Source organism: Kandleria sp., assembly GCF_017934775.1.
In the GTDB taxonomy this organism is placed as follows: Bacteria; Bacillota_I; Bacilli_A; order Erysipelotrichales; family Coprobacillaceae; genus Kandleria; species Kandleria vitulina.
Genome location: NZ_JAGBIX010000042.1, coordinates 1 through 5980 on the forward strand (window position 1 = coordinate 1; position 5980 = coordinate 5980).

A 5980-nucleotide genomic window follows, 5' to 3' on the forward strand; every position below is an offset into this window, starting at 1 on the left:
TCTGATTAAAAGTCAGATGCTCTACCAACTGAGCTAGCGAGTCATATGTTTATTATCTCCATTGGATTAAATAAATGGAGCGGGTGATGGGAATCGAACCCACGTAGTCAGCTTGGAAGGCTGAAGTTCTACCATTGAACTACACCCGCATAAAGATGGTGACTCGCAGGAGATTCGAACTCCTGACCCTCTGATTAAAAGTCAGATGCTCTACCAACTGAGCTAGCGAGTCAAAAAACATAAAACTAATAAAACCTTATAGAGATGGCTGGGCTAGCTGGATTCGAACCAGCGAAATGACAGAGTCAAAGTCTGTTGCCTTACCGCTTGGCTATAGCCCAATAGAGAATGGTGGGGAGGGACGGATTCGAACCATCGAACCAAAAGGAACTGAGTTACAGTCAGCCGCGTTTAGCCACTTCGCTACCTCCCCAGAAATTCTATTAAAATGGTGCCGGCTATAGGACTTGAACCCACAACCTACTGATTACAAGTCAGTTGCTCTACCAATTGAGCTAAGCCGGCTTATAAATGGTGGGGGCTAACGGGCTCGAACCGCTGACCCTCTGCTTGTAAGGCAGATGCTCTCCCAACTGAGCTAAGCCCCCGCTGTCGAATGCTCATACATAATAGCATTTCACTTATATGAAGTCAACATAATTTTTAAAAAAACTTTTATTTTCTTTTTCCCCTTCTATAAAAGAAAATCACCGCTTTTTGCGGTGATTTAAAATAAGTCCATTTCATCATCATTTTTATAATTGGCGTCCACTACAATTGTTTCCATCTGATCGATACATTCCTGTACCTGAGTTGCATAATCCCACTGTGATTCGAACTCTTCACACTTGTATGTCTTAGGTTTTGTAGCTGGTTTTTTAGGTGTAAAAATTGTACAACAATCTTCATGTGGACGAATAGAAATATCATATGTGCCAATTCTTTCTGCAACATCGATAATTTCTAATTTATCCATGCAGGCTACTGGTCTAATAACTGGTGTAGTGATAACACTGTTGATTGCAAGCATAGAATCTAAAGTCTGGCTTGCTACCTGTCCTACGCTTTCACCATTGACAATAGCTTTACAATGGCGTTTTCTTGCAACACCTTCCGCAATACGATACATCATACGTCTCATGACTGTCATCGCATAAGATTCTTCACAATGATCATAGACAGAAAGCTGTAATTTTGTAAATGGGATAATATGTACTGTAATCTTGCCATGAGCTGATTCTTTTAAGACATTAAGTAGATCTAATACTTTCTCTCTTGCTAAATCGTTTGTATAAGGTGGAGAGGCATAGTGGATACATTCAATATCGATTCCTCTCTTCATCATTAAATAACCTGCAACTGGCGAGTCAATACCACCTGAAAGCATCAATAATGCTTTTCCACCGATCCCTACAGGATATCCTCCTGCTCCCATTACGACATTATCCATAACGTAAGCAGCATCTTTTCTAAATTCTACTTTTACAAGAATATCTGGATTATGAACATCTACTTTTAGGTTTTCTTTTTTTGTCATGTTAAAGATATACCCAGCAATAGCTCTATTCATTTCAGGAGATGTCATTGGGAACTCTTTATCGCTTCTTTTTGTATTGATCTTAAAAGTAGTCCCTTCTGCTTCATCGACGATCTTGCAGGCTGCTTCTTTTACTTTCTGTAAGTCATGTTCTACCTTATAACATAAACTAAATGAATGAATCCCAAAGACTGTCTTTAATTTTGCACTGACTTTTTCTGGATCTTCTCCATTTAATAGGATAAAGATATGGTCATATGTCAACTCATATGATAACGATGTAAAATCATGCAAGATTTCTTTCGTGTTCTTTAAAAGCTTTCTTGTAAATAGTTTTCTGTTTTTTCCTTTTGTTGTTAATTCTCCAAAACGGACAATAATATGATTTGCTTCCATAATTACCTCTGTTTCTTTACTCTTGATAACGAAAGATCAAGAGCTTCAATAAATGTATTTAATTCTTCTTTTGTCGTTAAATGTGATAAAGAGATACGCAATGCACTAATCGCAATGTCATGATCCACATGCATAGCTGCTAAAGTGTGAGCCACTTCTGTCTTTCTTGATGCACAGGCACTCTTGGTTGAAATATAGATATCGCTTGTTTCTAGATCATGCACAAGAACTTCAGGCTTATAATGAGGAACAGATATATTCAATATAAATGGCGAAGCATCTTCTGGCGAATTGATCACAACAGCTTCTCTTTTGCTAAGCTGTTCTCTTAAATAATGATTTAATTCTTTTACATAAGCAAGATGTTCTTCCTGTTTCTCAAGTGCAAGTCTCATCGTTTTTGCTAGTACGATATAAGTACACGCATTCGATGTCCCGCCTCTTAATCCAAATTCCTGCTGTCCGGCAGAAATAAGTGGAACGATGGCTGTATTGTCTTTCTTATAGAGAAGACCGCTTCCCTTTAATCCATAGATCTTATGTGCTGAAAATGATGCAAGATCACATACTGAAAGATCAATTGGCAGCTTTCCTAATGCCTGAACCATATCTACATGATACTTTGTCTTGGGATTCTTTTTTCTTATTATACGTGAAATGTCTTTAATAGGATTGATTGTACCTACTTCATTATTGACATACATTGTTGATACAAGAATTGTATCTTCCCTGATCATATCTTCTAATTGAGAGATATCGAGATGCCCCTCTTGATCTACTGGAATATAATCTACTTCAAAGCCAAACACTTCCTCTAGCTGCTTGAATGTATTTGCTACACTGGAATGTTCAAAACTTGTTGTAATAATATGTTTACCTCTGTTGGCATATTGAAAACATACACCCTTGATGGCTGTATTGTTCGCTTCAGACGCACATGAAGTAAAAATGATTTCATCATTTTTGACATGAAGCATCTTAGCGATATGTTCTCTTGATTTTTCTAATAGCCCATTGACTTCATAACCTAAAGAATACGCACTGTCCGAATTGGCAAAATACTTCCCTAGAAGTTTTTGATACGTCTTATAGATTTCATCATTCAATGGTGTTGTTGCTACATAATCTAAATAAATCATATCTTTCCCTCTTTCCAATCACACCTATTTTACACTATTTTTTCTTTCTTACAAGAAAAAGAACCCTAACAGTGTAGGGTTCTTAATTAGCCGCAACTTCTTCTTGTTTTTTTATCATTTTTTCATAGCTTCCTGGTTCAATCTTTTCAATGATATCAACCGCAGTCGCTAATGCTTTCGTATATTCACCATTTCTAAATAATACTTCTGCTTTAGTTAGTTCAGTGTTGACTTCCATATAAGTTGAACGGAATCTGTTACCAAAGACAATAGCTTCTTCAACCATTTCAGCAGTAATGATGAGATTATGAACATTGTCATAAAGTTTATAGATGACATCTCTTGCCCCATCTACTTTCTTAGAAAGCTCTTCAAGCTTAACTGGCTTGTTCTCTTTAAATTCCTTGATTTCTTCAGCTTTTCTATAGGAATCCTGAATATAGTCCTTATAAGAATCATTGATCATTGGCAAATGATTATTCTTGATTTCAGACTTGATTTCCAATAATACAATATTGATATTCTCTAATTCATCTTCTGCTTTCTTTTCAACAATCTCAAGCTTTTCTTTTTGTGATTTGAAAGACTTGATCTGCGCATCATGAGTAGCCATAGAAGCAATCATGTTTTCTACTGTTTCCAATGTATCAGAATAAGCAAATTCACCAGAACCTAATTTATCATTAAGCTGCTTATATTCCTTAAGCATGCCTGTAAATTCTTCATATGTGCTCGCAATTGGCATAGCCTCTAAATCAATCACATACTTCTTTTCCATTTCACGATAAGCACGCATGCTTGTTTCATAATCCTGATCGATACGTTCAATCTCTTTAGAAAGAATTGACCATCTTTCCTTAAATGTCTTATAAGAAGTCTTCTCTTTACTTAAATCAATAACCAATGATTCAATATGATCAGTCAAGACTTCAAGCTTTTCTCCTGCTTCCTTGATTTCAACTGCTTTAACAAGATCAACGGATTCTTCTAGTTCTTCTTCAATCTCATCATAGCGATCTTCAGCGTTAAGCTGTTCTAATGCAAAGACGTCTTCTTGAAGATCTTCAATTAAATGAGCAACCTTTTCTACTTTTCCTGGAAGAAGCTTGCTGACAACTGAAACATAGGAAAGAAGATCTTTTAAATCAGCCGATAAGGCTTCAATACGTCCTTCAATCTGTTTAGTGAAAGCTTTTGCATCTTCAAATAACTGATTGTTCATCATTCCTTCTAGCTTAACGAAATCTTCATCAATACTATTGAAGATAACATTAACTTTAGGTACAAATGATTCAATCTTAGAACGTGATTCATCATATTGATTAGTCACTTCTCTGTATTTCTCTTTGACACGAATAATTTCAATTCTTTGAATATTTTCGATTTCAGTCACTTTTTCAATCTTCTTAAGAAGCTCTTTTGAATCTTTTTCATAAGTCGCATTCATCTGGCGAAGCTTTGCTAATTTCTTCTTAGCTCCTCTTAGCTTGCCATAGAAAAGCTGTTCGTCTACTTCATTGACAAGTACACCTAATTCATTTTGCTGAAAATCTACAATTCTATTATGTTCTTTTGCAAATTCTTCATATTGCTCAGCAACTTCTTTCATGTTCTTCGCAATACTTTGTACTCGTCCAAGACGATATTGGATTGGCAATGTCTTAATGCCGTTCATCTGATTTTCAATTTCGACAATTTCTTGTCTATATACTTTTAGTTTTAATGATCTATATATAAGAAGCGCAATAATCAAGAGCAATAGAATCACTCCGATAATAATAAGATTTCTAATGCCAATTAGCGCTATTATTTTATTTAAATAAGAAGTCAATTGTTCCATAGTTTAATGCTCCTTTTCTATTTCTTTTCTATTCTATCATATTATAAAAGTGTTTTCATCCATTTCTCTTTAAGTTTTTCTATTATTCAAGTCATAACACACGCAATTTTTTCTCTATTATTCATTGACTTTCCCATTTTTACATGTATAATACTTATTGCAATAAATGATAGCGGTACATAGAAGTTATACAGCTACGTTTTCACCGTAAGGTTGCAAAGTATTCCCGCAAAGAAATGCTTAATGGAAACATACGTATAATAAACTATGATCTCTATTGTTTTATGCGAATAAAACAATAAGGAGGTAACGTCAATGGCACGTTATACAGGACCTGTATGGAAGAAATCTAGAAGACTTGGTTTCTCTATACTTGAAAATGGAAAAGAATTAAACAAGAGACCTTATGCTCCAGGACAGCATGGTCAGAAGAGACATAAGTCTACTGAATATGGCTTACAGTTAGCTGAAAAGCAGAAAGTAAGACATATGTATGGTGTGAACGAAAAACAGTTCCACAACACTTACAACAGAGCTAACAAGATGGAAGGCGTAACTGGTGTAAACTTCTTATGCTTACTTGAATCAAGATTAGATAACGTTGTATACAGAATGGGTTATGCTTCAACAAGAAGACAGGCTAGACAGTTAGTTAACCATGGTCATATCACATTAAATGGTAAAAAGACTGATATCCCTTCATGTGAAGTTAAACCTGGTGATGTTGTAGCAGTTAGAGAAAAATCTCTTAACTTAGATATCATCAAAAATGCTTTAGAAGCTCAGATCACTGCACCTGGTTTCGTAGAAGTAGATAAAGAAAACAAAACTGGTAAGTTCACTAGATTACCTGAAAGATCTGAATTAAATCAGGAAATCAACGAACAGCTAATCGTAGAATACTACAACAGACTTGGATAATTCTTTAAAGAAGCTGTAACGAAATGATTTAAGCATTTCGTTACGCCTCTCTTTTTTACGTTAAAATTACCAAGTCATGCATGATGGATTCTCAGCCTTTCCATCATGTCTTTTTTTTAAAGAAAAAAGCCCCAAAAAAGGGCGCAA

The 5980-nt window shown here is 35.3% G+C and carries 4 protein-coding genes and 6 tRNA genes; 1 reads left to right on the plus strand and 9 read right to left on the minus strand.

Translation table 11 applies throughout. From position 1 onward, the window contains the following. Positions 1-75 precede the first annotated feature (75 nt). The 9 genes from J6L95_RS04790 to J6L95_RS04830 form a co-directional block, all read right to left on the minus strand. Positions 76-149, minus strand: a tRNA-Gly gene (locus tag J6L95_RS04790). A gap of 7 nt (positions 150-156) precedes the next feature. Further along, positions 157-232, minus strand: a tRNA-Lys gene (locus J6L95_RS04795). Positions 233-265: 33 nt separating this feature from the next. Further along, positions 266-341: transfer RNA gene (locus J6L95_RS04800), tRNA-Gln, on the minus strand. An 8-nt stretch (positions 342-349) separates the two neighbouring features. Further along, positions 350-433: transfer RNA gene (locus tag J6L95_RS04805), tRNA-Tyr, on the minus strand. Between the two features lie 16 nt (positions 434-449). Beyond that, positions 450-525 (minus strand) — tRNA-Thr (locus J6L95_RS04810). Positions 526-532: 7 nt separating this feature from the next. Further along, positions 533-608: transfer RNA gene (locus J6L95_RS04815), tRNA-Val, on the minus strand. Positions 609-727: 119 nt separating this feature from the next. Beyond that, on the minus strand, positions 728-1933 hold the full coding sequence (thiI, locus tag J6L95_RS04820; RefSeq protein ID WP_074687368.1) for a tRNA uracil 4-sulfurtransferase ThiI: 1206 nt from the start codon (positions 1931-1933) through the stop codon (positions 728-730). A 2-nt stretch (positions 1934-1935) separates the two neighbouring features. Beyond that, positions 1936-3072, minus strand: coding sequence for a cysteine desulfurase family protein (locus J6L95_RS04825; RefSeq protein WP_029070161.1), 1137 nt, complete (start codon positions 3070-3072; stop codon positions 1936-1938). A gap of 82 nt (positions 3073-3154) precedes the next feature. Then, the gene (locus J6L95_RS04830; RefSeq protein WP_287458344.1) at positions 3155-4912 is read right to left on the minus strand and encodes a septation ring formation regulator EzrA; all 1758 of its coding nucleotides are present in this window, start codon (positions 4910-4912) and stop codon (positions 3155-3157) included. Between the two features lie 315 nt (positions 4913-5227). Between J6L95_RS04830 and rpsD the strand changes: the two genes are divergently transcribed. After that, a complete protein-coding gene (gene rpsD / locus J6L95_RS04835) occupies positions 5228-5833 on the plus strand; it encodes a 30S ribosomal protein S4 (RefSeq protein WP_029070163.1) in 606 nt (201 codons plus the stop codon). The last annotated feature ends 147 nt before the right edge of the window (positions 5834-5980 follow it).

Bases quoted from the DNA above. Each gene is read 5' to 3' on its own strand.
- thiI (WP_074687368.1), bottom strand. From the start codon at position 1,933: ATGGAAGCAAATCATATTATTGTCCGTTTTGGAGAATTAACAACAAAA.
- J6L95_RS04825 (WP_029070161.1), bottom strand. From the start codon at position 3,072: ATGATTTATTTAGATTATGTAGCAACAACACCATTGAATGATGAAATC.
- J6L95_RS04830 (WP_287458344.1), bottom strand. From the start codon at position 4,912: ATGGAACAATTGACTTCTTATTTAAATAAAATAATAGCGCTAATTGGC.
- rpsD (WP_029070163.1), top strand. From the start codon at position 5,228: ATGGCACGTTATACAGGACCTGTATGGAAGAAATCTAGAAGACTTGGT.